This window comes from Actinoplanes hulinensis (assembly GCF_019429605.1).
GTDB lineage: Bacteria > Actinomycetota > Actinomycetes > Mycobacteriales > Micromonosporaceae > Actinoplanes > Actinoplanes campanulatus.
Genome location: NZ_JAHXZI010000017.1, coordinates 101,572 through 127,040 on the forward strand (window position 1 = coordinate 101,572; position 25,469 = coordinate 127,040).

At 70.8% G+C, this 25,469-nt stretch carries 24 protein-coding genes and 1 pseudogene; 14 read left to right on the top strand and 11 right to left on the bottom strand.

Annotation, left to right across the window (positions count from 1 at the left end; translation table 11 throughout):
- Positions 1 to 70 precede the first annotated feature (70 nt).
- Positions 71 to 538 (top strand): murein hydrolase activator EnvC family protein, encoded by a 468-nt coding sequence (locus tag KZ829_RS29695; protein ID WP_220147196.1) that lies wholly within the window; start codon positions 71 to 73, stop codon positions 536 to 538.
- Here KZ829_RS29695 and KZ829_RS29700 read toward each other — a convergent pair.
- The 3 genes from KZ829_RS29700 to KZ829_RS29710 all read right to left on the bottom strand — a co-directional run bounded on the left by KZ829_RS29700 (position 519) and on the right by KZ829_RS29710 (position 3,102).
- Complete coding sequence (locus KZ829_RS29700; RefSeq protein WP_220147197.1) at positions 519 to 1,709, bottom strand: aminotransferase class V-fold PLP-dependent enzyme; 1,191 nt, start codon at positions 1,707 to 1,709, stop codon at positions 519 to 521. The two genes, KZ829_RS29695 and KZ829_RS29700, sit on opposite strands and share 20 nt — an antisense overlap.
- 18 nt (positions 1,710 to 1,727) lie before the next feature.
- The gene (locus tag KZ829_RS29705) at positions 1,728 to 2,714 is read right to left on the bottom strand and encodes a tyrosine recombinase XerC (protein ID WP_220147198.1); all 987 of its coding nucleotides are present in this window, start codon (positions 2,712 to 2,714) and stop codon (positions 1,728 to 1,730) included.
- A gap of 139 nt (positions 2,715 to 2,853) precedes the next feature.
- Complete coding sequence (locus tag KZ829_RS29710; RefSeq protein WP_220147199.1) at positions 2,854 to 3,102, bottom strand: hypothetical protein; 249 nt, start codon at positions 3,100 to 3,102, stop codon at positions 2,854 to 2,856.
- A gap of 618 nt (positions 3,103 to 3,720) precedes the next feature.
- On the opposite strand from KZ829_RS29710, the gene KZ829_RS29715 reads away from it, so the two are divergent.
- Positions 3,721 to 3,906 (top strand): regulator, encoded by a 186-nt coding sequence (locus KZ829_RS29715; RefSeq protein ID WP_067698744.1) that lies wholly within the window; start codon positions 3,721 to 3,723, stop codon positions 3,904 to 3,906.
- A 208-nt stretch (positions 3,907 to 4,114) separates the two neighbouring features.
- Here the strand turns inward: KZ829_RS29715 and KZ829_RS29720 are convergent, their stop codons facing one another.
- From KZ829_RS29720 to KZ829_RS29730, 3 genes are all read right to left on the bottom strand, one after another.
- Positions 4,115 to 5,320 (bottom strand): DNA-processing protein DprA, encoded by a 1,206-nt coding sequence (locus KZ829_RS29720; RefSeq protein ID WP_246636481.1) that lies wholly within the window; start codon positions 5,318 to 5,320, stop codon positions 4,115 to 4,117.
- Between the two features lie 173 nt (positions 5,321 to 5,493).
- The gene (locus KZ829_RS29725) at positions 5,494 to 7,029 is read right to left on the bottom strand and encodes a YifB family Mg chelatase-like AAA ATPase (RefSeq protein WP_220147201.1); all 1,536 of its coding nucleotides are present in this window, start codon (positions 7,027 to 7,029) and stop codon (positions 5,494 to 5,496) included.
- A 73-nt stretch (positions 7,030 to 7,102) separates the two neighbouring features.
- Positions 7,103 to 7,465, bottom strand: coding sequence for a YraN family protein (locus tag KZ829_RS29730; protein WP_220147202.1), 363 nt, complete (start codon positions 7,463 to 7,465; stop codon positions 7,103 to 7,105).
- Between the two features lie 348 nt (positions 7,466 to 7,813).
- Between KZ829_RS29730 and rpsB the strand changes: the two genes are divergently transcribed.
- From rpsB to KZ829_RS29765, 7 genes and pseudogenes are all read left to right on the top strand, one after another.
- Positions 7,814 to 8,731, top strand: coding sequence for a 30S ribosomal protein S2 (gene rpsB / locus KZ829_RS29735; RefSeq protein ID WP_220147203.1), 918 nt, complete (start codon positions 7,814 to 7,816; stop codon positions 8,729 to 8,731).
- Positions 8,732 to 8,760: 29 nt separating this feature from the next.
- Positions 8,761 to 9,591 (top strand): translation elongation factor Ts, encoded by an 831-nt coding sequence (tsf, locus tag KZ829_RS29740; protein WP_220147204.1) that lies wholly within the window; start codon positions 8,761 to 8,763, stop codon positions 9,589 to 9,591.
- Positions 9,592 to 9,698: 107 nt separating this feature from the next.
- Entirely contained in the window at positions 9,699 to 10,454 is a 756-nt protein-coding gene (gene pyrH / locus KZ829_RS29745; RefSeq protein ID WP_220147290.1) for a UMP kinase, read from the top strand.
- Between the two features lie 58 nt (positions 10,455 to 10,512).
- Positions 10,513 to 11,070: a ribosome recycling factor gene (gene frr / locus KZ829_RS29750; RefSeq protein ID WP_183216470.1), complete on the top strand. Its 558-nt coding sequence runs from the start codon at positions 10,513 to 10,515 to the stop codon at positions 11,068 to 11,070.
- 191 nt (positions 11,071 to 11,261) lie between these two features.
- A pseudogene (locus tag KZ829_RS29755) lies at positions 11,262 to 12,194 on the top strand (phosphatidate cytidylyltransferase); the annotation flags it as partial.
- Positions 12,195 to 12,237: 43 nt separating this feature from the next.
- Entirely contained in the window at positions 12,238 to 13,416 is a 1,179-nt protein-coding gene (rlmN, locus tag KZ829_RS29760; protein WP_220147205.1) for a dual-specificity RNA methyltransferase RlmN, read from the top strand.
- A 37-nt stretch (positions 13,417 to 13,453) separates the two neighbouring features.
- Positions 13,454 to 14,707 carry a DivIVA domain-containing protein gene (locus KZ829_RS29765; protein ID WP_220147206.1) on the top strand — a complete coding sequence of 418 codons (1,254 nt, stop codon included), beginning with the start codon at positions 13,454 to 13,456 and terminating at the stop codon, positions 14,705 to 14,707.
- Between the two features lie 56 nt (positions 14,708 to 14,763).
- Here the strand turns inward: KZ829_RS29765 and KZ829_RS29770 are convergent, their stop codons facing one another.
- The gene (locus KZ829_RS29770; protein WP_183216461.1) at positions 14,764 to 15,003 is read right to left on the bottom strand and encodes a DUF2631 domain-containing protein; all 240 of its coding nucleotides are present in this window, start codon (positions 15,001 to 15,003) and stop codon (positions 14,764 to 14,766) included.
- A 138-nt stretch (positions 15,004 to 15,141) separates the two neighbouring features.
- On the opposite strand from KZ829_RS29770, the gene KZ829_RS29775 reads away from it, so the two are divergent.
- A complete protein-coding gene (locus KZ829_RS29775) occupies positions 15,142 to 16,692 on the top strand; it encodes a Rieske 2Fe-2S domain-containing protein (protein ID WP_220147207.1) in 1,551 nt (516 codons plus the stop codon).
- Here the strand turns inward: KZ829_RS29775 and KZ829_RS29780 are convergent.
- Together KZ829_RS29780 and KZ829_RS29785 are read right to left on the bottom strand one after the other, a co-directional pair.
- A complete protein-coding gene (locus tag KZ829_RS29780; RefSeq protein WP_220147208.1) occupies positions 16,689 to 18,245 on the bottom strand; it encodes a phytoene desaturase family protein in 1,557 nt (518 codons plus the stop codon). The two genes, KZ829_RS29775 and KZ829_RS29780, sit on opposite strands and share 4 nt — an antisense overlap.
- A gap of 11 nt (positions 18,246 to 18,256) precedes the next feature.
- Positions 18,257 to 19,177, bottom strand: coding sequence for a YhjD/YihY/BrkB family envelope integrity protein (locus tag KZ829_RS29785; protein ID WP_372453911.1), 921 nt, complete (start codon positions 19,175 to 19,177; stop codon positions 18,257 to 18,259).
- Here KZ829_RS29785 and dxr point away from each other — a divergent pair.
- From dxr to ispG, 3 genes are all read left to right on the top strand, one after another.
- A complete protein-coding gene (gene dxr / locus KZ829_RS29790; protein WP_220147210.1) occupies positions 19,110 to 20,318 on the top strand; it encodes a 1-deoxy-D-xylulose-5-phosphate reductoisomerase in 1,209 nt (402 codons plus the stop codon). The genes KZ829_RS29785 and dxr overlap by 68 nt on opposite strands.
- Positions 20,318 to 21,577 carry a M50 family metallopeptidase gene (locus KZ829_RS29795; protein ID WP_220147211.1) on the top strand — a complete coding sequence of 420 codons (1,260 nt, stop codon included), beginning with the start codon at positions 20,318 to 20,320 and terminating at the stop codon, positions 21,575 to 21,577. The genes dxr and KZ829_RS29795 overlap by 1 nt, the downstream gene beginning before the upstream one ends.
- An 87-nt stretch (positions 21,578 to 21,664) precedes the next feature.
- Complete coding sequence (gene ispG / locus KZ829_RS29800; RefSeq protein WP_183216450.1) at positions 21,665 to 22,837, top strand: flavodoxin-dependent (E)-4-hydroxy-3-methylbut-2-enyl-diphosphate synthase; 1,173 nt, start codon at positions 21,665 to 21,667, stop codon at positions 22,835 to 22,837.
- A gap of 7 nt (positions 22,838 to 22,844) precedes the next feature.
- Here ispG and KZ829_RS29805 read toward each other — a convergent pair whose 3' ends face one another.
- On the bottom strand, positions 22,845 to 23,684 hold the full coding sequence (locus KZ829_RS29805; protein WP_220147212.1) for a GNAT family N-acetyltransferase: 840 nt from the start codon (positions 23,682 to 23,684) through the stop codon (positions 22,845 to 22,847).
- Between the two features lie 162 nt (positions 23,685 to 23,846).
- On the opposite strand from KZ829_RS29805, the gene KZ829_RS29810 reads away from it, so the two are divergent.
- Positions 23,847 to 24,407, top strand: a complete 561-nt coding sequence (locus tag KZ829_RS29810) for a PadR family transcriptional regulator (protein ID WP_220147213.1) — start codon at positions 23,847 to 23,849, stop codon at positions 24,405 to 24,407.
- 68 nt (positions 24,408 to 24,475) lie between these two features.
- Here KZ829_RS29810 and KZ829_RS29815 read toward each other — a convergent pair whose 3' ends face one another.
- Complete coding sequence (locus KZ829_RS29815; RefSeq protein WP_246636483.1) at positions 24,476 to 25,459, bottom strand: LLM class F420-dependent oxidoreductase; 984 nt, start codon at positions 25,457 to 25,459, stop codon at positions 24,476 to 24,478.
- Between the last annotated feature and the right edge of the window lie 10 nt (positions 25,460 to 25,469).

Here is a 25,469-nt window from a genome sequence, read left to right on the forward strand (position 1 = left end):
CTCATCCACAGTTCGCGGCTGTCCACAGGGCCGGCCGTGTGCCGGCGGCTGACCGGGCAGGCTCTCCGGCATGCCCGGACTCGCCGCTCTCCTGTCCCTGCTGCTGCTCGTCGCGCCGTCCGGTTACACCTGGCCGGTGACGGCGCCGACGGTGCTGCGGCGTTTCGATCCGCCACCGCAACCCTGGCTGGCCGGGCACCGCGGGGTCGACCTGGGCGCCGCCGCCGGGGCGGTGGTGCGGTCCGCGGGCGCCGGCGTCGTCCTCCACGCGGGGACCATCGCCGGCCGCGGCGTGATCAGCGTCGCCCACGCCGGTGGTCTGCGGACCACCTACGAGCCGGTCACCGCCACGGTCGTGGTCGGCGAGCCGGTCACGACCGGCCAGCCCATCGGCACCCTCCAGGCCGGGCATCCCGGCTGCCCGCAGGCCGCCTGCCTGCACTGGGGCCTGCGCCGTGGCCCGGCCTACCTCGACCCGCTCGCGCTGCTCGGGATCGGCCGAGTCCGGCTCCTGCCGCTCACCGCCGCATCTCCCTGATCAGGGCGGGCAGGCGTTCCGCCAGCAGGTGGTAGTCCTCCGGCCGGTTGTAGATCTGCGCGCTCAGCCGGAGCAGCCCGCGCCCGCCCCAGGCGTTCACCGCCACCTCCGCGGCCAGCTTGTCGGCGATCCGCAGCCGCAGCTCGAAAGCCTCCGGCGGGGTGCTGGCCAGCCCGGCCGGCAGCGGCACCACCCGCATGGACACCCCCGGTCCGCCAGGGCCGGGCAGATCGGCGGGCGCGAGGCCCAGGGCCTCACCGACGACCCGCTGACCGTAGGCCGCGAGCGCGACGTTGTGCTCCCGGACCGCCTCCAGCCCGAGCGTGCGCAGCGCGAAGACCCCGGCCGGGGCCGCCAGCCACGACGTGTAGTCGATCGTCCCCTGAAACTCCACGGACAGCGGGAACCCCTCGTCGTGCTCCCACGACACCACGAGCGGGTCGATCCGGCGGCGCCAGGCCGGCGCCACGGTCAGCAGGGCGGTGCCGCGGGGCGCCCAGCCCCACTTGTGCAGGTTGCCGACCCAGAAATCGGCGCCGATCGCGGACACGTCCACCGGCAGCATCCCCGGCACGTGGGCGGCGTCCACCAGCACCGGGATGTCGTGCTCCCGGGCGGCGGCGACGATCTCGCGCACCGGGAAGAGAGCCGCCGTCGCCGACGCCACCTGGTCGACCACCAGCAGCCTGGTCCGGCCCGGCCGCAGCGCCGCCCGGATCCGGGCCGTCACGTCCGCGGCGGAGGCGCCGAGCGGGACCGCCACCGTCCGCGCCGTCGCCCCCGAGCGCCTGCACTGCCTGCGGACCGCCGTCGTCACGGCCCCGTAGGCGTGATCGGTCAGCAGCACCTCGTCGGCCGCCCGCAGCCCCACCGACTGGAGGATCAGCGAGACGGCGGCCGTCGTGTTCGGCACCAGGGCGCTGCCGTCCGGGTCGGCGCCGAGGAAGGCCGCCAGATGGCGTCGGGTGTGGACGATCCGGTCCATCAGCCCGGAGGAGCCGTAGAAGCGCAGCGGATTCGCCTCGACCTCGTCCCGGAGCCGCTGCTGGGCCCGCTGCACGCTGATCGGCACAGCGCCGAACGAGCCGTGATTCAAATGGGACACCGACGGATCCAGCGAGAAGAGCAGACGGGCGCCCGGAATGGGCCGCGGAATCTCCGGGGCGGTCATGCTGTGGATCGTACGATGTCAGGCCCGCGGGTGCGCCTGATTGAACGCCGTACGTAGGCGCTCGGTCGACACATGGGTGTAGATCTGGGTGCTCGCCAGCGAACTGTGCCCCAGCAGCTCCTGCACCGCCCGCAGATCAGCGCCCCCGTCCAGCAGATGGGTGGCCGCCGAATGCCGCAGATCGTGCGGCCGGGTGTGCGGCAGCCCCGCCGCCCGGGCCGCGCCCGCCACGATCCGCCGAACCACGGTCGGCTGTAGGCGGCCGCCCTTCGCCCCCAGGAGGAGGGCGTCCCGGCTAGCCCTCGCCACCAGCCCGGGCCGCCCCCGGCGAAGCCAGTCGTCGAGCGCGCGGCGAGCCGGATGCCCGAAGGGCACGGCGCGTTCCTTGGCGCCCTTCCCGAAGACCCGGACCACCTGCCGGGCGTGATCCACATCGGAGCGATCGAGATTGCAGAGCTCACTCACCCGGACACCCGTCGCGTAGAGCAACTCCAGAACGGCTCGGTCCCGGAGCTCCAGCACACTCCCGGCGCCGCGTCCACGGCCTTCCACGTGTTCTTTCGGATCGTCCCGCTCGCCGGCCTGGCCCTGGCTGGGTGAGGCGGTCACCAGAGTCGCGGCCTGGTCGGCGCGAAGGACCGTCGGCAGACCGCGATGTGCGCGCGGGGTCGCGAGCTGCGTGCCCGGGTCGGTGGGAGTCCGGCCGGTGCGATGGGCCCAGCCGGTGAAGGCGCGGGCCGCCGCCGCACGCCTGGCCTGCGAGTTACGAGCCGCGCCCGACCCCATCCGGGCGGCGAGCCACCCGCGCAGCAGCGTGATGTCCAGTTCGGCGACGCTGGACCGGCCCTCATAGGCGGCGTGGTCGAGGAGCGAGACGACGTCCCCGGTGTAGGCACGCACGGTGTGCTCCGAACGGCCCTCCACCACCGCCAGGTGCCGGCTGAACTCGTCCACCGCCTCGCGCAGCTCCCGGGGCAGTCGCTCGTGCATCTCACGGATCCGCATCACCTCTGACCGTCCTACCGCCGGACCGTGCCGTCAAGCTTTACGCGCCCGCGTGTGCGGTGGGAGGGCGCCACCGTCCGCGACCGCCATGCTCCCGGTGGCGACCGGCTCGTCCCCTCCGGGAGTCTGTCCGGCCGCGCTATCGGCCGCGCGTCCAGGAGATGAAGCGTTCGTACAGGTTCAGCGGCGCGGACTCGCCCTGGGCTGTGAAGTCGTCGAGCGCGTCGTACATCTGCGCCGACAGGTAGATCTTCAACAGCGACGGGAATTCGGTGTACTCGGCCAGGAGGCGCCTTTTCGCCTCGGCGCAGGGCCATGGCTCCCGGCAGACGCGGCAGAGCCAATGCGGACGGTCGTGCAGATGTTCTGCCTCGTGTGCGGTGGACAAACCTTCCCCCGAAAGTCATGAATCCGAGCCGAGGTGGTCAGTGGCCGTGACGTCGACGCCGGCGTGTGGGACGGCCGTTCTGCCGGGCCCGATGCTCCTGAGCCGGGGTGAGGCGGCCGGCGCGCCCGACGTCGAACTCTCCCGAGGTGCGGGCAGGCGCGGGTGGGCTGGGACCGGAGGCACCCGGGTGTGCGGGCGGCCTGGGACCGAAGGCCCCCGGACGAGTGGGAGGTCTCGGTGCGGGCGCGGCTCCCGTGGGAGGCTGGGGCCCGGCCGGGGTGCCCGCGCCGGGACCGGCGGCCCTCGAACGGTAGAGGCCCGGCCCGCCCCGTGGCGCCTCCTGTTCCACGTCCAGGGGCCGGGGCGGATAGGGCGGCGGTGGTGAGGGTGGGATGCGGTCGATGCAGGGTGCGGGGAGGCCGCATATGCAGCGACGCCACAGGGTCCGCCAATCGCGTCGATGGCGAGGGTGATGGGGTACCGGCTCGGCTGAATCGCGACGAGTAGTCATCGGCTCACCTTACTTGCCTGGTGACAACCTGTCCCATAGCAAGTTGATTGTTGACTAATTGACCCGCGCCTACGGTCGATCGCGTGGGAGTGAAGCCGATCCGACTCATGGGCGCGCACGAAATCCGTATCCGTCTGGGTGGTGTCAGTCGCCAGCGGGCGTACCAGATCACCAGCCGCGCGGACTTTCCGAAGCCGGCCGCAGACCTGGCGCAGGGCAAGGTCTGGCTGACCGAAGACGTCGAGGCCTGGATGAAGGTTCACCGCCGTGACCTGGACGAATCTGAGGACTGACTCGTCCGGTCACGTGTCGTGACCCGTTGACCGGCTCGTGTGCCGGCCGCCGTTCCAGCGGTGGCCGGCACTCTCGACGAGCCGGTTGCGGCCGTGCCCTCCGGCTGATGACGGCCGTCGATGTTGGTCATCGACGGTCCCGTATCCCGTGGCCTCTCGGTAGGTGGGCGATCAGTCCGGATAGTCCGAACGTTCACGTGGGATGCGATCACTCGCCGGAGTGACGGATGGGCCGCTGGCCGGGTGACAGCGCGAATCCGTCCCCGGTGCGGACCACCAATTCGGCCATCTCCAGCAGGGAGAGCCGCCGCAGCACGGTCCGCAGGCTCAGTCGCGCATCGACGGCGAGTTCCTCCGGGGTGCGCGCTCCCCGCGACGGCAGGGACTCCATGATCAGGGCCGACTCCTCGTCGAGGCTGTCGCGCCGGTGCTCCGGGCCGCGCGGCGGATCCGCCAGGTATTCGCCGATCCGGCCGACCTCCTCGAGCACGTCCGTGGCCGAGGTCACCACCCGGGCGTACGGATGGCCGCGCAGGATCTCGTGGCAGCCGACCGACGTCGCCGACGTGACCGGGCCCGGCACCACCATCGCGGGCCGTCCGAGCGCCAGCACCCGGCTCATCGTCTGGGTCGCGCCGCTGCGGGCCGCCGCCTCGACCACGACGGTGCCGGCGGTGATCGCGGCGATCACCCTGTTCCGGATCAGGAACCGGTGCCGGAACGGCGCCGCGCCGATCGGCCACTCGCTCACCAGCAGGCCCCGCTCGGCGATCCGGTCGAACATCGCGGAGTTCCCCGCCGGGTAGGGCCGGTCCACGCCGCAGGCGAGGATCGCCATGGTCCGGCCGTCGGCGGCCAGCGCGCCGCGATGGGCGGCCGTGTCGATCCCGAACGCGCCGCCGGAGACGACGGTCCATCCCTTTCCGGAGATCGAGTACGCCATGTCGGTCGTGACGTGCCTGCCGTAGGCGGTGGAGGCCCGGGCGCCGACGATCGCCACCGATCTCTCCAGCGTCTCGCCGAGGGCCGGCGCGCCGCGCACCCAGAAACAGAGAGGTGGCCTGGTGTCCTGGTTGACGTACCCGCCGGCGTCGAGTTCCAGAGTCGCCAGGTCGTCGACCCGGGTGGGCCACTCGCCGTCGGCGGGTACGACGAGGCGGGCGCCGAGCCGGTCCGCCCGGCGCAGAGCGATCTCCGCCACCCGGCGTGGATCACCGGACCTGAGCCGGGCGGTGACCGCCGAGCGCAGTCGGGCGTCCGGGATGTCACCGTCGAGCAGCCGGTCCAGTGCGGCCGGTGCGCCGGCCTGCTGGACGAGTGTCCACACCGTCCGGTTGCCGGGCTCGGCGAGCCAGGTCAGCGCGACACGGGCGGCCCGGTCGGCCGGCTCACCCGCGCCGGGGCAGCCGCTCATGCCGGACATCCCGCGGCGATCACGAGAACAACGGCGATCACGGCGACGAGCGCCGCACGGGTGACGGCACGAGCCGTGGCGAGATTCATCAAAAGCTCCAAAAGGGATGTACGGCTAGGAGGCCCGACTCGGGCGAGGGGTGGGCGGATCAGGGTGACGGGCGGGAGCGGGCCTCAGGCCGCGGCGCGGGTGGTGGGCTCGCCCATGCGCAGCTGGTACGCCTCACAGACGTCCCCCACCGCGGGCCGGTCCCGCCCGTCCAGGTCGGCGATGGTCCAGGCCAGCCGCAGGCACCGGTCGAAGCCGCGCGCCGACAGCACCCCGATCTCCAGGGCGTCGTGCAGCACGGCCGTGTCCCGGGGCGGCAACCGCCACGGCGGCCGCCGCAGCCGGTGCCCGGGAACCTCGGCGTTGACCCGCCAGCCGCCGGTCGCCCACCGGGCCGCGGCCGCCACACGGGCACGGGCCACCCGGGCCGCGACGGCCGTGGACGGCTCGGCGGGCTCGGTGGCGACGGTCAGCTGGGCGGCTCGCACCGGCAGCAGGTGGATCTTCATGTCGATGCGGTCCAGCAGCGGCCCGGACAGCTTGCCCAGATAGCGGCGCCGGACCAGGGGCGTGCACTGGCAGGCGTGGTCCCCGGCCGGGCTGGCGCAGGGGCACGGGTTCGCGGCGACGACCAGCTGAGCCCGGGCCGGGTACTCGGTGGTGCCGCGGGCCCGGGACAGCACCACCCGTCCGCTCTCCAGGGGCTGCCGGAGCGCCTGGAGCGTGCCGCGGCTCATCTCGGGCACCTCGTCGAGGAAGAGCACGCCCCGGTGGGCGAGGCTGAGCGCGCCCGGCCGGATCAGCCCGGAGCCGCCGCCGACCAGGGCCGCCAGTGACGAGCTGTGGTGTGGCGCCTGGAACGGCGGCCGGCGGATCAGGCCCCGGTCCGGCGGCAGCACCCCGGCGATCGACTGGAGGGCGGTGACCTCGAGGGCGGCGTCGTCGTCGAGCTCCGGGAGGATGGACGGGAGCCGCTCGGCGAGCATCGTCTTGCCGGATCCGGGTGGGCCGAAGAGTGCCAGGTGGTGGCCACCGGCCGCGGCGATCTCCAGGGCGTACCGGCCGATCTCCTGGCCGGCCACGTCGGCCAGGTCGGGGCCGGGCGGCTCGGCCGTCTCCGGTGCGGCCGGCGGATCGAGCAGCGCCGCCTCACCGCGGGCGAACTCGACGAGCCGGTGCAGGGTGTCGACGGCCCGCACGGTGACGCCCGGTACGACGGTCGCCTCCCGCGCGTTGCCGGCCGGCACGATGACGCGGGTGATCCCGGCCCGGGCGGCCGCGGCCACCATCGGCAGCACCCCGCGCACCGGTCGCACCGTGCCGTCGAGACCGAGCTCGCCGAGCAGCACGACCCGGTCGAGCGGCGCCGACGGCAGCTCACCGGCCCCGGCCAGCACCGCCGCGGCGATCGCCAGATCGAAGGAACTGCCGTGCTTGGGCAGGGCGGCGGGTAGCAGGTTCACCGTGATCCGCCGGTTGGGCCAGTCCCGTCCGGAGTTCACCACGGCGGCCCGGACCCGGTCGCGGGCCTCGTTGAGCGCGGTGTCGGGCAGGCCGGTGAGGGCCAGAGCGGGCAGACCGGTGGAGAGATCGGCCTCGACCTCGACGAGGTGACCGGCGACCCCGGCCAAGCCGACACAGAGCACGCGTGCGTAGCTCATCGCGCCACCTCCGCTGCGCTCCGGCGTCGCCATGAGTTCATGACCGAGCTGGATGATTCGCTCGCAGCCTCGCTCATCGGAACGCGGCCCGGATGTGCACGAGGCGGGTGGCGCCACGTGGTTGCGGCATGACCTCCACCACGTCGAAACGGACGCTTCCTCCCCGTACCCCCGTCTCGGTCAGCCAGCGGGCCGCCAGCCGGCGCAACCGGCGCACCTTGCGGTGACCCACCGCGGCCGCCGGTGGACCGAAGGTCGCCGTGCGGCGGGTCTTCACCTCGCAGAAGACCAGGTCGTCGCCGTCGCGCAGGATCAGGTCGACCTCGCCGTCGGAGCAGCGCCAGTTGCGTTGCAGCAGGATCAGGCCGCTGTCCTGGAGGTGCCGGGCGGCCAGTCGTTCGCCGTACGCGCCGACCGCTCGTCGCTGAGTCGTCATGACCCGGCACCGTGGCACCGATCGCGGCGGCCCGCTCGGTGCCCTGTGGGTCGCGCGGCGCTGTGGATGACCGTCAGCCGTCCGCCGGATCGTGATAGCGAGCCAAGACAAGAGGGTGGACCGGCCCGGCGCGGGGCTTGGCGTATGCTTGTCGGCGGCGACCGCCCACGCGGTCGACCTCGCGTGCCCTCCGAACGTGCCGTGATCTGAGTCACTCAGAGTAACGGTCGTCGGCGGCGGCTCTCCCTGGTCCCGATTTCTTCGGGTCCGACCGTGGCCGCTGACCGGGCGCCAGGACGCCCACCGCCGGTGGGCGTGACAACCAGGGAAGATCAGGGAGTGCCAACCATGGCCGTCGTGACCATGCGTCAGCTGCTGGAGAGCGGTGTCCACTTCGGGCACCAGACCCGACGCTGGAACCCGAAGATGAAGCGCTTCATCTTCACCGAGCGTAACGGCATCTACATCATCGACCTGCGCCAGACCCTCGACTACATCGAGAAGGCGTACAGCTTCATCCGGGACACCGTCGCCGAGGGTGGCCACATCCTCTTCGTCGGCACCAAGAAGCAGGCGCAGGAGGCCATCGCCGAGCAGGCGACCCGGGTCGGCCAGCCGTATGTCAACCACCGCTGGCTGGGTGGCATGCTGACCAACTTCCAGACGGTGTACAAGCGTCTTCAGCGGATGAAGGAGCTCGAGGCCCTGGGTGACCTGAGCGGCACCGCCGCCGGTTACACCAAGAAGGAGACCCTCCAGCTCTCCCGCGAGAAGGAGAAGCTCACCAAGACCCTCGGTGGTCTGCGTGACATGACCAAGGTGCCGTCGGCGATCTGGGTCGTGGACACCAAGAAGGAGCACATCGCGGTCGACGAGGCCCGGAAGCTCAACATCCCGGTCATCGCGGTGCTGGACACCAACTGTGACCCGGACGAGGTCGACTTCCCGATCCCGGGCAACGACGACGCGATCCGCTCCGCCGAGCTGCTGACCAAGGTCGTCGCCAGCGCCGTCGCCGAGGGCCTGATCGCCCGCTCCGGCCGTGGCCGCGGTGGCAACGCCGAGAAGCCCGAGGTGGGCACCGTCGCCGCCGGCGAGCCGCTGCCCGAGTGGGAGCGGGACCTCTACGAGGGCGCCGAGAAGAAGGCCGAGGAGCCGGCCGCCGCTGCCGAGGCTGCTCCGGCCGAGGCTGCCCCGGCTGAGGCTGCCCCGGCTGAGGCCGCTCCGGTCGAGGCTGCTCCGGCCGCTGCCGTCCCCGCCGAGTAACTCGACCGACTGACATCGAGAGAAGAGTCATGGCTAACTACACCGCCGCGGACGTCAAGAAGCTCCGCGACCTCACCGGTGCCGGCATGATGGACTGCAAGAAGGCGCTCGAGGAGTCCGAGGGCGACTTCGACAAGGCCGTCGAGTTCCTCCGCATCAAGGGTGCGAAGGACGTCGGCAAGCGGGCCGGCCGGACCGCCGCGAACGGCATCGTCAGCCACTCGGGCGGCGCGCTGCTCGAGCTGAACTGCGAGACCGACTTCGTCGCCAAGACCCCCGACTTCGTGGCTCTGGGTGACCGGCTGGTCAAGTTCGGTGAGGACAACAAGATCGCTGACGCCGCCGCGCTGCTGGCCGCCACGATCGAGGACGGCAAGACCGTCGCCGACCTGGTCCAGGACTACGCCGCCAAGATCGGCGAGAAGATCGTGGTCAACCGCTTCACGATCGTCGACGGCACCGTCGCGGTCTACCTGCACCGCAAGGCGCAGGACCTGCCGCCGCAGGTCGGCGTCCTGGTGCAGTACACCGGCAAGAGCGACGAGGCGGCCGACAACGACGCCCGCGCGGTCGGCATGCAGATCGCCGCGATGCGCCCGAAGTTCCTGACCCGCGAGGAGGTCCCGGCCGAGGTCGTCGAGACCGAGCGCCGCGTGGCCGAGCAGACCGCTCGTGAGGAGGGCAAGCCGGAGCAGGCGCTGCCCAAGATCATCGAGGGCCGGGTGAACTCCTTCTTCAAGGACTTCGTCCTGCTCGAGCAGTCTTCGGTCGTCGACAACAAGAAGACGGTCAAGCAGGTCGTCAGCGAGTCCGGCATCGAGGTCACCCGCTTCGTCCGGTACGAGGTCGGCCAGGAGTAAGGCGAGTAACGCTGTGGCACGGGAGGTCGGGTACGCGATTCAGCGCCCGGCCTCCCGGTCGCATAAGGTCTCCTGCAGATAGCGAAGGAAAGGCGGGTCTCATGACGATGGTGACCGAGCAGTCCGCCACGGTTGACCAGGACCCGCCGCCCATGCGGCCACGGCGGGTCGTGCTCAAACTCTCCGGCGAGGTCTTCGGCGGCGGCGCGGTCGGGGTCGAGCCCGACGTGGTCCAGTCGCTGGCGAAGCAGATCGCGACCGTGACGCGGCGCGGCATCCAGGTCGCCGTGGTGGTCGGCGGCGGCAACTTCTTCCGTGGCGCGGAGCTGCAGAAGCGCGGCATGGACCGCAACCGGGCGGACTACATGGGCATGCTCGGCACGGTGATGAACTGCCTGGCCCTCCAGGACTTCCTGGAGAAGGAGGGCATCGAGACCCGCGTGCAGACCGCCATCACGATGGCCCAGGTCGCCGAGCCGTACCTCCCTCTCCGTGCGATCCGTCACCTGGAGAAGGGCCGGGTCGTGATCTTCGGCGCGGGCGCCGGCATGCCGTACTTCTCCACCGACACGGTGACCGCCCAGCGTGCGCTGGAGATCCACGCGGACATGGTGCTGATGAGCAAGAACGGCGTGGACGGGGTCTACACCGCCGACCCCCGGATCGACCCCACCGCCCGGAAGCTGGAGACCATCACCTTCCAGGGCGTCCTCCAGCGCGGGTTGCGGGTGGCCGACCAGGCCGCGTTCAGCCTCTGCGAGGAGAACAAGCTCCCGATGCTGGTCTTCGGCGCCGAGGGCGACGACACCATCGTGCGCGCGTGTGCCGGCGAGCGGATCGGGACCCTGATCACCGCCGACTGATCGCGCTCCGTCCCCACATCCCGCACCACCGAAGACAGCAAGGAGGCGAGAAGAGCCGGTGATCGAGGAAACCCTCTTCGAGGCCGAGGAGAAGATGGAGAGCGCGGTCGAGCACGCCAAGGAGGAGTTCGCCGCCATCCGTACCGGCCGGGCTACTCCCGCGATGTTCTCCAAGATCCTGGTCGACTACTACGGTGCGCCCACGCCGGTGACGCAGATGGCGTCCGTCGGTGTCCCGGAGCCGCGCATGGTCATCGTGAAGCCCTACGACGCGTCCCAGCTGGGTCCGATCGAGCGGGCGATCCGTGACTCCGATCTCGGGGTCAACCCCAACAACGAGGGTACGCAGCTGCGCATCCACCTCCCGCAGATGACGGAGGAGCGCCGCCGAGAGATGATCAAGGTGGCCCGCGGCAAGGCCGAGGACGGCCGGGTCGCGATCCGTAACGTCCGCCGCAAGGCCAAGGACCAGATCGACAAGCTGGTCAAGGACGGCGACACCGGTGAGGACGAGGGCCGTCGCGCCGAGAAGGAACTCGACGACGTCACCCACCGCTACGTCGCCGCGATCGACGAGCTTCTCAAGCACAAGGAAGCCGAGTTGCTCGAGGTCTGAGCATCGGACGAAGCCCGGCCCGCCTCGCCGACAGGTGTGCCGGGCTTCCGCCTGTTCGGCCGGTCCCGGTTCACGGATGGTTAAATTCCCGGCCATCTCGAACCCTGTTCAACCGTCACCTTTGCAGTACGCTCTGCACGGTTTCTGTGAGCATGAGGTAGGGGTCGGCATTGTCTTTGCAACCAGCGGCAGCGCCGCCCGCGTACCCCGGAACGGAATCGATGATCGAGCCCGGTAACCCGCAGCCGGCGGAGACCGCCAGGAGCGGCGGCAAGGGCCGCCGCCGTGCCGGGAAAGGCCGCAAACCGCAGGGTGGCAGCCGCGCCGGCCGTAACCTGCCCGCCGCCATCGCGGTCGGCCTCAGCCTGGGCCTGATCGTCCTGGCGTCCCTGCTGATCGAGCCGATCGCCCTGCTAGCCGTCCTCGTGGTGGCTTCCGGAGTCGGTGCCTGGGAGATGGCCCGCGCGCTGGCCACCACCGGCGCCCGTCCGCCGCTGATCCCGCTGATCGCCGGCAGCACCGTGATGATCGGCCTGGCCTGGTTCGAGGGCGTCGACGCGCTGACCCTGGGCCTGGTCGCCACGGTCGGCGCCGCGGTCCTGTGGCGGCTCGCCGACGGGGTGGCCGCGGTCCGCCGGGACTTCACCCCCAGCCTCCTGATCGCCGTCTACGGCCCGTTCCTGCTGAGCTTCGCGGCCGTGCTGGTGCAGATGGACGACGGCCCGCTGCGGGTGATCTGCACCCTGGTCGCCGTGGTGCTCTCGGACACAGGTGGGTACGCCGCCGGGGTGTTCCTCGGTAAGCACCCGATGGCTCCGAAGATCAGCCCGAAGAAATCGTGGGAGGGCTTCGCCGGTTCCGTCACGGCGGCCGCCATCGGCAGCGGCGCGCTGCTCTTCTTCCTGCTCGACGTGCCTGTCTACGGGGGCCTGCTGTTCGGCGCGGTCATCTCGGTGGTGGCGGTGCTCGGCGACCTGGCCGAGTCCATGCTCAAGCGGGATCTCGGCGTGAAGGACATGAGCAACCTGCTGCCCGGGCACGGCGGCCTGATGGACCGGCTGGACTCGATCCTGTTCGCCGTTCCGACCGCGTACCTGCTCTTCGCGATCATCGCCCCGAGCTAGCTATGGGTGAGGAACTCGGCGAACGTGGGAGACTGGATACGCCATGACGATTCTTCCGGTCATCCCGATCAGCCCCGACCAGCCAGACGCGGTTAGTACCCGCCGCCGTCCGAGCATGCCCCCGCGCCACCTCGCCGACCTGGATCTCGCCGGCCGCAAGAGCGCGGTGACGAGCCTGGGCGAGCCCGCGTTCCGGGCCAAGCAGCTCTCCACCCACTACTTCGGCCGCCTGGTGCGGGACGTCTCCGAGATGACCGACCTGCCGGCCGCGACCCGCGAGCGGCTCACCGCGGACCTGCTGCCCACCCTGCTGACCCCGATCCGGGAGCAGGCGTGCGACGACGGCGCGACGCGCAAGACGCTGTGGAAGCTGCATGACGGCGCGCTCGTGGAAAGTGTCCTGATGGGTTACCCCGACCGGGTGACCGCCTGTGTGTCGAGCCAGGCCGGCTGCGGTATGGCGTGCCCGTTCTGCGCGACCGGCCAGCAGGGCCTGACCCGCAACCTGTCGGTGGCGGAGATCGTGGACCAGGTGGTCTACCTGGCCGGTGTGGCGGCGTCCGGTGCGGTCACCGGTTCCCCGCCGCGGCTGTCCCGGGTGGTCTTCATGGGGATGGGCGAGCCGCTGGCCAACTATCCGCGGGTCATCGAGGCGGTGCGACGCCTCACCACGCCCGCTCCGGAGGGTCTCGGGCTGTCACAACGGCACATCACCGTGTCCACGGTGGGTTTGGTGCCCGCAATGCGCCGGTTGATCGCCGAACAGCTCTCGGTGACTCTTGCGCTGTCACTGCATGCCCCCGATGATGATCTGCGCGATGAGCTTGTGCCCGTCAACCAGCGTTGGAAGGTGGCCGAGGTGCTCGATGCCGCGTTCGACTACGCGGCGCAGACCGGCCGTCGGGTTTCCATCGAATACGCCCTGATCAGGGACGTAAACGATCATCCCTGGCGTGCCGATCTGCTGGGCCGCCTTCTGAACGGCAAGCTGGCCCATGTGAATCTCATCCCGCTGAACCCGACACCGGGCAGTAAGTGGGATGCCAGCCCCAAACCGGTCGAGCGCGAGTTCGTCCGCCGGCTTCGTGAGGCCGGCGTCGCGGCGACGGTTCGCGACACCCGGGGGCGGGAGATCGACGGCGCATGCGGCCAACTGGCCGCGGGCGAGCTGACGCACGCGAGCGCAGGGGGCGCCGCAGCCGACGCGGAGGTGGCACAGTGACTGGGCGTAGGTCCCAGCGAGCGGAGTGGGAGACGTTGTGACGAGTCAGGGGCAGCGTTTCCGAAGGCGTGCGCTGCGGCGTGGCTACAAGGTCGACGAGGTCGACGCTTTCCTGGACCGGGTCGAGGCGACCCTGGCCGGGGAGCAGGTCGGCCCGCCGGTGGCGGCGCAGGAGGTGCACGACGTCGTCTTCCGTGTGCGCTTCGGCGGCTATGACGAGTGGCAGGTCGACCTGCACCTCGACCGGGTGGAGCGGCAGCTCGCCGAGTTCGAGGAGCGGGGCGGGCGTCCCGCTCCGGATCCCATGCGCGACTCCATGCGCAGCGGCCTGACCGCCGCCTCCGCCTCCGGTCCCCCGTCGATGGGCCCCGGGCCCGGTGGCCCCGGCCAGGGCTTCGACCGTGGCGGCTTCGACCGTGGCCCCGGCGGCCCCGGTGGCATGCCGCAGGGGCAGGGCTTCCCGCCCCCCGGTCAGGGTTACCCGCCGGGAGGCGGCATGCAGCCGCAGGGCATGCCCGGTCAGGGCGGCTTCGGCGGCCCGCAGCAGCCGGCCGGCCCGGCCATGAACCCGGCGGCCCGGATGGCGTCCCCGCCGACCGAGCGGCTGCCCGCACCGGTGCGGGACGACCGGATGATGCCCCCGCAGATGCCGCAGCGGCAGCAGCAGCAGCTTCCGCCCGGCCCCGACCCGTACGGGCGGTACGACGAGCCCACCGGTTACGGCCAGCAGCCTCCGCAGCAGCAGCCTCCGCAGCGGCCCGGCCCGCCGCCCGGCTACGACCAGGGTGGTTACGACCAGGGCGGTTACGACGGTTTCGAGCCCGGCCGGCACGGCAAGGCCGACATGACCGCCGAGATCCGGATGCCCGACCGGGACCAGCGCGGCGGTTACGGCCAGATGCCGGGCGCCCCGATGCCGGGTTCGCCGATGGCCATGCCCGGTTCGCCGATGCCGGGCGCGCCGATGAGCGGCCCGCCGTACGGCGGGGGTTACGGCCCGCAGCAGCCGCAGCTCGGCCCGCCGCTGGGTGAGCCGGGTGGCGAGCTGTACCGGGTGGACCAGTTGCGCCGCACGTTCCAGCCCCGCCGGTTCGGCAGCGGCTACGACCCGATGCAGGTGGACCGGCTGTTCGAGGGCATCCTCCAGGCGATGACCGGCCGCGGCCCGATGCCGGTGAACGAGAACGACCTCGACATGCTGCAGTTCGGTCTGGTGCCGAACGGCTACTTCGAGGCCGAGGTCGACGCCGCGCTGCGCGAGGTGAAGGACATCCTGCTGCGGCGCCGCTGAGTCAGCGAAACCGAAAAGAGGGGGCCGATGGCCCCCTCTTCTTCGTCAGCCGAGGGCTACTGGTCGTTCGGCCGGAGGCCGCTGCGGCGCAGGATGGCGTCGCCGATGATGATGGCGATCAGGCCCACGGCGATCACGGCGAGCCAGACCTTCTCGGTGTTGCCCTGCTGGTTGCCCCAGAAGAAGAGCAACATGATGGCGGCCGAGATGATCGCGCCCTTCTGAGCCCGCTTGCGGTTGCCGGGCTTCAGCTGGTCGGGCGCGTAGACCTCCTCGTGGTGTTCTTCCGCAGCCACGGTGGCGTCCCTTCTGATCAAGTGCATCCAAGCAGATGTTGAATCGGAAAACAGTCTGTCACGGGGTCAGTGGGCGGAACCCACCAACCCGGCTGTACTTTCGAGGCGGTTAAAAAGCGCAAGCAGAGGAGCGATTCAGTGCGGATCACGGGCACCGGCCATGCGAGCATGCGGATCGACACCGCTGCCGGCAGCATTCTGTGCGATCCGTGGGTGAACCCGGCGTACTTCGCCTCCTGGTTCCCGTTCCCGGACAACTCCCAGCTGGACTGGGAGACCCTGGGCGACGTCGACTACCTGTACGTCTCCCACCTGCACCGGGACCACTTCGACGCGGAGCACCTGAAGAGATTCATCAGCAAGAAGGCCACCGTGCTCCTGCCGGAGTACCCGACCAGCCAGCTCGAGGACGAGCTGCGGGCGCTGGGTTTCACCAGCTTCCTGCGGACGAAGTCCGACGAGGTGCACGAGCTGGACGGCGGCCTGAAGGTGATGATCCAGGCGCTGATCAGCCCGACCGACGGCCCGATCGGTGACTCGTCGCTCTGGGTGGAGTACGACGGCGTCCGCGTGCTGAACCAGAACGACGCCCGGCCCGCCGACCTGACGCGGTTCAACGAGCTGGGCCACGTGCACGCTCACATGCTCCAGTTCTCCGGCGCCATCTGGTACCCGATGGTCTACGAGCTGCCGGAGACCGCGAAGACCGCGTTCGGCAAGCAGAAGCGGGAGCGGCAGTTCGACCGCACCTGGCGTTACATCGACGACCTGAAGGCGGACTTCGTCTTCCCGATCGCCGGTCCGCCGTGCTTCCTCGACGACGAGCTGTGGCAGTTCAACGACATCCACGGCGACGAGGGCAACATCTTCCCCGACCAGTCGGTGTTCCTGTCCGAGTACGCGAAGGTCGGCGGCACCAACGCGGTCGTCCAGCTGCCCGGCAGCGTGACCGAGCTGACCGACGGGGGCACGAGGCAGAGCACCACGCACCCGACGCCGGTCGACGAGTTCTTCGCCAACAAGAAGGCGCACCTGGAGGAGATGCGGGAGCGCAAGCGCCCCGTCATCGAGGCCGAGAAGGCGTCCTGGCGGCACCCGGAGATCGACGTGCTCGGCGAGCTGAAGAAGCGGATCGAGCCGCTGCTCGAGGAGTCGATCTACATGGCCAAGGGCGTGGGCGGCCCGGTCCGCTTCGACCTGGTCTCCTACGACGGCGACGAGGTCGAGTCGATCGTGGTCGACTTCCCGGGCAAGCAGGTCCGGGCGTACGCCGACGAGAAGGTCCGCTACCGCTTCCGCACCCAGCGCGAGCTGATCGAGCACCTCATCTTCATCGACGAGGGCGACTGGGTGAACTCGCTGTTCCTGTCCTGCCGCTTCTCGGCGGCCCGGATCGGTCAGTACAACGAGTTCGTCTACGCGTTCTTCAAGTGCCTCTCCGAGGAGCGCCTCCAGTACGCCGAGGGCTGGTACGACGAGCACGAGAAGGCCGTCGACGCCGAGGACATCGAGTTCGGCGACTGGACCGTGCAGCGCCGCTGCCCCCACCTGAAGGCCGACCTGTCCCGGTTCGGCATCGTCGAGGGCAACGTGCTGACCTGCCAGCTGCACGGCTGGAAGTTCGACCTGCCGAGTGGCCGCTGCCTCACCGGCGTCGGCCACAAGATCCGTGCCGAGAAGAAGGCCTAAACGGCGAGATCACGAAGGATGCGGCGGGCCGCGTTGTGGCCCGCCGCGCCGATCACGCTGCCGGCCGGGTGCGCGCCGGCCGAGCCGTGGTACAGCCCGTCCAGCCCGGTGAAGTAGGGCATCCGCCGGTCGAAGGCGACCGTGTTGTCGACGTGGTGGATGTGCCCGCCGGTCATCCCGAAGTGCTCCTCGATCCCCGGCGGGGTCAGCGGCATCACATCGGCCACCAGGTCGGACGTCCCCGGCGCGTACCTGTCGCAGATCGCGAGCAGGCGGTCCACGTACCCCGGAAGCTCTTGATCCCACGAAGATCCGGCAGGCTCGAAGGGCACCGACTGCACGAAGAGCGCGGACGAGTGATGCCCGGCCTCGTCGCGCAGCGACGGGTCGATGGTGGTGTGCAGATACCACTCGATGGTCGGCTCGTCCGGCAGCACCCCGGCCTGCACATCGGCCCACATCCGCCGCAGGTTCGTCATCGGTGAGGCGTCGCCCGGCAGCAGGTGGATGGTCGACCCGAACGGCGACGGCGCGCCCTCCGGCAGGCAGGAGAAACGCGGCAGATCGCGCAGGGCCAGATTGACCTTGAGGGTGCTGCCCGGCCGCTTGACCGCGGCCATCCGCTCGGTGAGCGAGACCGGCAGAGCACCTTCAGGGACAAGACTCATCAATTGGTACGGGTCACAGCCGCCCAGAACGACATTCGCCGCGACCGACCGCCCATCGGCCAGGACCACCCCACTCGCCGCCCCGCCGTCCACGGTCACCGCCGTCACCCGGGCATCCGTGTAGAGGCGGGCCCCGGCGGCCCGCGCGGCGTCGGCGAACACCCGGGAGACCGTGCCCATCCCGCCCTCGGCGATCAACCAGGTCCCGTCCGAGCCGGGCAGCCGGCACATGTTGTGGACCAGGAAGTTGTGCCCGGTGCCCGGATCGTCCGGTCCGGCGTTCAGCCCGGACAGGCCGTCGGTCACCGTGTACATGGCGACCAGCAGCTCACTGGCGAACCCGAAACGGCCCAGGTAGTCGACGACCGATCCGCGTACCAGATCGAGGAAGGTGCTCTGGAGCTGCGGCCGGATGTAGCGGTCGGCGATCTCCTCGACGGACCCCGGCTCCTCCAGCCAGGAGGGCGCGAGATCGGCGCGCAGCGCGCCGATCTCGCAGGCCAGCGTTTCGTCGGCGGCGGCGTCGCGGGGGGCCAGTTGCGCGCGGTTGGCCTCGCCGTCACTGCCGAAGAGGAGGTACGGCGAGCCGGCCGGCCCGGGCGACGGCAGGAAGTAGTGCGGATCCCGGCGCAGCACCGGAATGTCCACGTCCAGCGTTGTCAGCAGCTCCGGTGGCATGAGGCCGAGCAGGTAGGAGCCGGTCGACTGGCCGAGGCCGGGAACCTTGGCGAAGGGATGCTCGGTACGCGTGGCGCCGCCGAGCACGCCCGCCGCCTCGAGCACGACGACGTCGAGCCCGGCACGGGCCAGCAGGATGGCGGAGACCAGGGCATTGTGACCGGCTCCGATGATCACCACGTCGGCGCGGCCAGGAATGGGCGTCATGTGCTGCCACGCTACCTCGCGATCGGCGCGGCATCCTCGGACGAACGCTCCTTGACAGAGCGCGTGGCCGCGAACCCGGTCAGCACGATCACGTGGAACAGGTACAGCCAGAGACCGACCGCGACCACCCCGCCGATCTCGGTGAATCCGCCGAACGGCAGACCCAGGTCCAGCGGAAGGGAGCAGAAGAGCACGAAACCGTGCAGGAAACCGGCGAGGTTCGCCGCGGTGAACGAGCCGATCAGCGCGGTGGCCGCCCACGGCGGGTGACCCGGCGCCACATAGCGGAAGACCCAGATCACCACCGGGGTCAGCACCAGCCAGACCGCCAGGAACGAGAGCACCACGCCGAGCACCGACCACCAGCCGCCACGCAGCCACAGGGCGCTCGTCGTGGGCAGGGCCAGGAGCAGGGCCAGGAGCAGGGCCGGGGCGGCGGCCAGCAGCGGCAGCCAGAGCACCCGGCCACGCCAGCCGACCAGCTTCTCGCCGGGGCGGGCGATCGAGGCGAAGGCGCGGCGCAGGCCCTCGCCGTACAGGGTGGCCGGAAGCAGGCTCGCCAGCGCCAGCATCGGGGTGAACCCCAGCCCGGCGTCGATGAGGGCGGAGAGGGCGTGCGGCGCTCCGATGTCGTCCGGCAGCGCCGCGATGGTCCGGCCGGTCAGCCGGCGTACCCGGTCCGCGCCCACCGCCAGCCCGGTCAGCCAGACCGCGAGCAGGGCTACCGGGACCACCGCGATCCCGGCGTAGAAGGTGATCGCGGCCGAGTGCAGCGCCAGATCCTTCCCGCGCAGGAGAGCCATCGATCGCACGCCGGATCGATACCCCGATCCGGCGGCCGGCTCACCCGGGCCGTCCGGAAAGATGAGCGGTATGCGTGACCTCGTACTGCTCGGCTCCACCGGGTCCATCGGCACCCAGGCCATCGACATCGTCCGGCGCAACCCGGACCGGTTCCGGGTGGTGGCCCTCGGTGCCGGCGGCGGCAACGTCGAACTGCTCGCCGCCCAGGCTCTGGAACTGGGCGCGGAGGTGGTCGGCGTGGCCCGTTCCTCGGTCACCCAGGACCTCCAGCTCGCCTTCTACGCCGAGGCGCAGAAACGGGGCTGGGCCACCGGTGACTTCAAACTCCCCAAGATCGTGGCCGGCCCGGACGCGATGACCGAGCTGGCGAAGTGGCCGTGCGACGTGGTGCTCAACGGCGTGGTCGGCAGCCTCGGCCTGGCGCCCACCCTGGCCGCGCTGGAGAGCGGCCGGATCCTCGCCCTCGCCAACAAGGAGTCCCTGGTCGCCGGAGGGCCGCTGGTCCGCCGGGTCGCCAAGGAGGGCCAGATCGTCCCGGTCGACTCCGAGCACTCGGCGCTCGCCCAGTGCCTGCGCGGCGGGACGGCGGCCGAGGTGCGGCGGCTGGTGCTGACGGCCAGCGGCGGCGCGTTCCGGGGCCGCCGGCGCGACGAGTTGACGAACGTCACCCCGGAGGAGGCGCTCAAGCACCCGACGTGGGACATGGGCCCGGTCGTGACGATCAACTCGGCCACCATGGTGAACAAGGCGCTCGAGGTGATCGAGGCGCACGAGCTGTTCGGGGTGGCGTACGACGACATCGAGGTGATGGTGCACCCGCAGTCGGTCCTGCACTCCCTGGTCGAGTTCACCGACGGCTCGACGTTGGCCCAGGCCAGCCCGCCGGACATGCGGCTGCCGATCGCCCTGGCCCTGGCCTGGCCGGAGCGGGTGCCCCACGCGGCGGCCGCGGTCGACTGGACGAGCGCGCACAACTGGGAGCTGCGCCCGCTGGACGACGAGGCGTTCCCGGCGGTGCGGCTGGCCAAGCAGGCCGGCCGGGCCGGGCGCTGCCTGCCGGCCGTCTACAACGCGGCGAACGAGGAGTGTGTGGCCGCTTTCGTCTCCGGTCGGCTACCGTTCCTGGGCATCGTCGACACCCTCGAGCGGGTGCTGGCGGCGGCCCCCGACTTCGCGGAGCCGGGTACCGTCGATGACGTGCTTGCCGCAGAGGCGTGGGCCCGTGCCCAGGCACAGCGGACGATCGCGACTGTGGCTGAAGGAGCCTGATGCTGTTCTGGCTGGGTGCGGCGGCGTTCGCGCTGACCATTCTGATCTCGGTGAGCCTGCACGAGCTGGGTCACATGATCACGGGCAAGCGCTTCGGTATGAAGGTGACCAAGTATTTCGTCGGGTTCGGCCCGACGATCTTCTCGTTCCACCGCGGTGAGACCGAGTACGGATTGAAGCTCATCCCGCTCGGCGGATTCTGCAAGATCGTCGGGATGACGCCGCAGGACGAGGACGTCGCCCCGGAGGACCAGCACCGCGCCATGTGGCGGTTCCCGGTCTGGAAGCGGACCGTCGTGATGGCCGCCGGCTCGATCACCCACTTCATGCTCGCGCTGGTCGGCGCCTGGGTGATGGCCTGGAGTATCGGCCTGCCGAACATCGCTCTGCCGAACACCCCGGAGGAGCAACGTGCCGCTCCCGCGATGATCTTCGTGGGCGACTGCGTCCGCCCCTCGCTCTCCGACACCAGCCCCGAGTGCGTGCCCGGCCAGAACGGCGCCGTGGCGGCTCCCGCCAAGGCCGCCGGCCTGCAGACCGGCGACGTGATCACCAAGGTCGGCACCACCACGGTGACCAGCTACGGGCAGCTCACCGACGCCATCCGGGCCCAGGCCGCCGGCCCGACCCCGTTCGAGTACGTGCGGAACGGCCAGACCGCGACCGCCACGGTGAACCTGGTCAGCGCCGAACGGACCCCGCTGGATGACCCGGACGGCCCGGTGTCCCAGGTCCCGGTCGCCGGTGTGAACTGGACGACGGACCAGCCGAGGGTGGTCGGATACAGTCCTCTCGGCGCGATCCCCGCCTCCGGCGAGTTCAACTGGTACCTGGTGGAGAACTCGCTCAAGGCGATGGCCCGGATCCCGGAGAAGATCCCCGCGCTGTGGAACTCGATCACCGGCGACGAGCGTGACCCGGACACCCCGATCAGTGTGGTCGGGGCCAGCCGGATCGGCGGCGAGGCCATCGAGAAGGGTGTGCCCGAGGTCTTTTGGCAGGTCTTCATCTCGCTGAACGTGTTCATCGGGCTGTTCAACCTGCTGCCGCTGCTGCCGGTCGACGGCGGGCACATCGCCATCGCCTGGTTCGAAGCAATTCGCTCGTGGATCTACAAGCGTTTCCGGCGGCCTGATCCAGGCCGGGTCGACTACTACAAGTTGATGCCCGTGACGTACGCGGTCATCCTCATCGGTGGTGCGTTCACCCTGCTGACCGTAACCGCCGACATCATCAACCCGATCACGATCTTCAAGTGAGTGCTATGAAAGTTGTTCACGACGGTGGAGACCACGGATCCGAAACTCACTCTCTTGCAACTCACGGAAGGTCGTGAACAACCTCCAATGACTTCCATCAGTCTGGGCATGCCGGCCGTTCCTCCGCCGCCGTTGGCCCCTCGTCGGCAGAGCCGCCAGATCAACGTCGGGGGAGTGCTGGTCGGCGGCGGCGCGCCGGTCAGCGTCCAGTCGATGACCACCACCCTCACCTCGGACGTCAACTCCACGTTGCAGCAGATCGCCGAGCTCACCGCGTCGGGCTGCCAGATCGTCCGGGTCGCCGTCCCGTCGCAGGACGACGTCGAGGCGCTGCCCGCGATCGCCAAGAAGTCGCAGCTCCCGGTGATCGCCGACATCCACTTCCAGCCGAAGTACGTGTTCGCCGCGATCGACGCCGGCTGCGCCGCGGTCCGGGTGAACCCGGGCAACATCCGGCAGTTCGACGACAAGGTGAAGGAGATCGCGAAGGCGGCCTCCGACGCCGGCATCCCGATCCGGATCGGCGTCAACGCCGGTTCGCTCGACAAGCGGCTGCTGGAGAAGTACGGCAAGGCCACCGCCGAGGCGCTGGTCGAGTCGGCGCTCTGGGAGTGCTCACTGTTCGAGGAGCACGGCTTCCGGGACATCAAGATCTCGGTGAAGCACAACGACCCGGTCGTCATGATCCGGGCGTACAGGCAGCTCGCCGAGCAGTGCGACTACCCGCTGCACCTCGGCGTGACCGAGGCCGGTCCGGCGTTCCAGGGCACGATCAAGTCGGCCGTGGCGTTCGGCGCCCTGCTGGCCGAGGGCATCGGCGACACCATCCGGGTCTCGCTGTCCGCCCCGCCGGTCGAGGAGATCAAGGTCGGCAACCAGATCCTGGAGTCGCTGGGTCTGCGCGAGCGCGGCCTGGAGATCGTCTCCTGCCCGTCCTGCGGCCGGGCCCAGGTCGACGTCTACACCCTCGCCGAGCAGGTCACCGCGGCTCTCGACGGGTTCCCGGTACCGCTGCGGGTGGCCGTCATGGGCTGTGTCGTCAACGGTCCCGGTGAGGCCCGTGAGGCCGACCTCGGTGTGGCGTCCGGCAACGGCAAGGGCCAGATCTTCGTCAAGGGCAAGGTCATCAAGACCGTGCCCGAGTCGATCATCGTGGAGACCCTGGTCGAGGAGGCGCTGCGCCTGGCCGACGAGATGGGCGCCGACCTGCCCGAGGAGCTGCGCGACCTGCTCCCCGGCCCGACGGTCACCGTGCATTAGGGGAAAGCTAGAACAGGACGGTCGCGAACGAGCCCGCCGAGACGAAGCCACAGCGCGCGTAGACTCGGCGGGCCGTCGTGTTGTAGTCGTTGACGTAGAGGCTGACCGTCGGCGCGACCCGGCGCAGGGCGTCCGCCACGACGGTCGCCATGGCGCCCGTGGCGATGCCGCCGCCGCGGTACTCCGGGTGCACCCAGACGCCCTGGATCTGCGTGGTCCGCCGGGTGACGATCGCCAGCTCGGCCTTGAAGACCACCAGATCGCCGTCGAACTTCGCATACGCCCGCTTCGCCTTCACCAGCTCCGCGATCCGCCGCCGGTAGCCGCGCCCACCGTCGTCCTGCAACGGTGAGACGCCGACCTCCTCGGTGTACATCGCGACCGCGGCCGGGAAGAGCTGATCGACCTCGCTGGAGCGGACCAGCCGGACCGAGGGGTCGGCGCGCACCATCGCGTCCCGGTTGGTGACCAGCAGCGGCTGATGGGGCCGGACGTCCCGGGCCGGCCCCCAGTTGCCGCCGAGCCTGTTCCACAGATCGAGCACCGCCTCCGAGCGGCCGATGATCGACGAGCAGACCCGTGGCTCGGCGCCCAGCAGATCGGCGAAGGCGGCCGTCGCGGGCGGCGTCGCGCCCACCGGCACCAGATGCGCCCCGGACCAGACGATCGACTCGATGTGGCGCTCCGGCTCGTAGCCGTAGATCCGCCCGTCCGACCGCCACCAGTTCAGGCCGTGTGCCGCCACCCGCTCAGCGATTTGGGCGCCCGCGTAGGGGTCGGCGTCGAGGATCCGCTCGACGGCCGCGCGCTCGGGCTCACCGAGCTGGCGAATGGGCACCGTCAACACAGGTATCACATTGCCAGATGCGCGCCCGCTGATACGTACCGCAGCCCCGCGATCTCAGAATCCCTTGTCGCCGACAGATTGCCGATATATCGTCTACCTATCGACGACAGTATGGAGAAGGTCATGAGACACACCCACGGAGGACACGGACACGGTGGCTGGATGGGCGAGGCGCGCCGGCGTGGCTTCGGTTTCCCGCCCGGTTTCCCCTTCGGCGGCCCCGGTGGCCCCGGTTTCCCGCCGCCCGACTTCGGCGGCAGGCCCGGGCCACGGCGCGGTGGTCGCGGCGCCCGGCAGAACGTCCGGCCCGCCATCCTGGCGCTGCTCCTGGAGCGCCCGATGCACGGTTACGAGATGATCCAGGAGCTCGACTCCCGGACCGGGGGGATCTGGCGCCCGAGTCCCGGCTCGGTCTACCCGACCCTGCAACTGCTGGAGGACGAGGGCCTCATCGAGGTCACCGCCGAGGGCGGCCGCAAGAGCTACCGGCTCACCGAGGACGGCCGGCCCGAGGCCGAGACCGCGGCACAGAACCCGCCGTGGGCCCAGATCGGCGCCGACACCATGTCCCAGGTGCAGGACTTCCGCGACGCGGCGGTCGGCATCATGGGCGCGCTCAAGCAGGTCGGTTTCAACGGCACCCCGGAGCAGCGTCAGAAGGCGCTCGAGGTGCTCAACGACACCCGGCGCAAGCTCTACGCCATCCTCGCCGAGAGCGAGTGAACCCCCGCGAAAGGCGCATCCGGCTCAGTCCGGGTGCGCCTTTTCCTTGCGCCGGCGGGAAACGGCCGTCAGTTACGGCCCAGGGCGGTGATCAGCTCCAGGAGGGCCGGGAGGCCGCCCCGCTCCAGCTCCGGAGTGGGGGTCAGCGCCATGATCGGAACGGTGACGCCGGCGTCCGCGTAGGCCTGCACGCGGGCCCGGCACTCGTCCGGCGACCCGTGCACGATCAGGTCGTCGACCAGTGAGTCCGGGATGGCGGCCAGCGCGCCCTTGCGGTCGCCGGACTGCCAGGCCCGCCACATCGGGGTGAGGATCTCCTCGCGGCCGAGCCAGCGGTGGAAGGCGGCGTACGCCGGGACGGTCAGGTACGACGTGATCAGGCGACGGCCCACGGCACGGGCGTAGGCGGCGTCCTCGGTGGGGACCATGAAGATCCGGGTGGCCACCTCGAAGCCGGGCCGCGCCTCCTTGGTCTCGGCGAGGGCGGTGGCGACGTCACCCGCGGACAGCCAGTTCAGGATCACGCCGTCGGCCTCGGCCGCGGCCAGGCGCAGCATGCCGGGGCGCAGTGCGGCGAGCATCACCTGCGGCGGGACGGCCGGCGGCCGCTCGAGGCGGAACCGGCGCACCCGGAAGGTGCCGAACTCGCCGTCGGTCAGCTCCCCGGCGAGCGCCGAGCGCAGGAAGCGGAGCACGCCCCGGCTGCGCTCGAACGGCTTCGTGAAATCCACCGCGTTCCAGTCGCCGACCACGACCGGCGAGGACGCGCCGATGCCCAGCTGGAACCGGCCCGGCGCGGCCTCGGCCAGCGCGGCGGCGGTCATCGCGAGCAGGCCCGGCCCACGGGTGAAGACCGGGGCGATGGCGGTGCCCAGGCGCAGCCGTGGCTCCCAGGCGGCGGCCAGGGTCAGCGGGGTGAACCCGTCGGCACCGGCCACCTCGGCCGTCCAGGCGTCGGTGAAACCCGCGTCGGCCAGCGCCGTGAACACGGTCGCGTGGTCGGCCAGCGGGATGCCGCCGAACGGTACGGTCATGCCCCATCGCATCGACATGACCTCGATC